Origin of the sequence: Bradyrhizobium sp. TM233 (assembly GCF_036247965.1) — a bacterium.
In the GTDB taxonomy this organism is placed as follows: domain Bacteria; phylum Pseudomonadota; class Alphaproteobacteria; order Rhizobiales; family Xanthobacteraceae; genus Bradyrhizobium; species Bradyrhizobium ottawaense.
This window is the reverse complement of record NZ_BTIG01000063.1, coordinates 1-1598: the sequence shown is the minus strand read 5'-3', so window position 1 is coordinate 1598 and position 1598 is coordinate 1. Positions and strand designations below refer to the sequence as shown.

The 1598-nt window shown below is 64.3% G+C and carries 1 protein-coding gene; it reads right to left on the bottom strand.

Going from position 1 to position 1598, the window contains the following annotated elements:
* Positions 1-1598, bottom strand: a 1598-nt coding sequence (locus tag AABA86_RS33440) for a beta strand repeat-containing protein (protein ID WP_338309771.1), incomplete at both ends; no start/stop codon positions are given.

The following is a 1598-nucleotide window of genomic DNA, read 5'->3' as shown; positions in this document are numbered from 1 at the left end:
TTGAGATCGCCGACGACGCTATCGTCGCCGCCGCGCCCTTCAAACTCGCTCTGGCCGGTGGCCACGCCGGGCAGACCGGTCGATCCGGTGAACCCGGCCGCATTGAACGTATCGGCATAATTGCTGCCGAGGATCCCCTCGACATTCGCCAGCGTATCTGTGCCGACGCCCGGGCCGGTCACGGAGCCGGCCGCAAGATTGGCGGTGATGGCTCCCGTTGCATCGCCGTAATCGGCGCGGTCGAAGCCCTGGCCGCCATCGAGCTGGTCGTTGCCGCCAAGGCCTTGCAGGACGTCGTTGCCGCCGAGGCCGCTCAAATTGTCGGCATAGATTGTGCCGACCAGCGTGTTCGGATTGGCGTCGCCGATCAGGTGAACGCCCGGCGCGAAGATGAAATCCGCAGCAGTCAGGTTCGATAGAGTCACGTTCTGCAGCGTCAGGCTGTCGCCATTGCCGAAATTGATGAACGTGTTCGGTCCCTGCTGCGAGGCGATCGCCTGCACGTCAGCGAGGTTGTAGATACCTGCGCCCGAAAGGTCGATCTTGTCGGCTTGCGCGTGCGAGAAGTCGCCGATGAAGTCGGCGCCGCCGCCGCTGACATAAATGAAGGTGTCGGCGCCGCCGTTGCCGAGCAGATTGTCGGCACCGCTGCTCCCCTTCAGCGTATCGTTGAAGCCCGATCCGGACACGCCGTTGACGCCACCGGTGATGGTGTCGTGCCCAACCGAGGCATCCCCATTGACGGTGCCGCTGGCGAGATCGACAACAACGCCGCCGGTCGCGTTGGCGAACAGCAGCTGCGTGCTGCCGTTGCCGGTGATGAGGTCGTTGCCTGCAAGACCCTGGAAGGAATTGAAACCGATGAAGCCTGACGCGTCGTAAGTGTCGGCGAAATTGCCGCCATAGACGCTGTTGACGCCCGTGAAGGTGTCGTGCCCGACCGACACGTCACCCGTGACCGAGCCGGCGTTCAGGTTGACGGTGACGCCGCCGATGGCATTCGTGTAGAGCAGTCGTGTGTTGCCGTTGCCGGTGATCTGGTCGTCGCCGCCGAGGCCCTCGAACTGGTTGAAGGTGCCGGTGTTGCCGATATTGAGAGCACCGGCCTGGCCGTAGCCGGTCGCCACATAGCTGTCGGCGTAGCCCGTGCCCTGAATGCCCTCGATCGAACGCAGCGTATCGGTTCCGATCGACGCGTCGCCGGTCGCTGTGCCCGCCGCCATGTCGATGGTGACGCCGCCCGTGACCGTGCTGAGGCTGTTGTAGATGGCAACGTCGAAGCCGCCGCGGCCGTCGATGTAGTCGTCGCCGCCAAGACCGGTGAAGTTGTTGTTGAAGCTGCTTCCGAGCAGCGTGTCGGAGAAGGTCGAGCCCTGCACCGCATTGACGCCGGTGAAGGTATCGGTGCCCTCGGTCGCACCTGTCGCGCTACCGGCAACCGTGACGGCATTCGTGGTCCCGACGACGCTGGTCTCGAGGTCGACGCTGACGCTCGAGGCGGCGATCTGGTAGTTCAGGCGGGTGGAGCCGTTGCCGATGATGGTGTCGTTGCCGCCGGCGCCGGCGAAGTCGTTGAAGGTCCCGGAGGAACCGACATT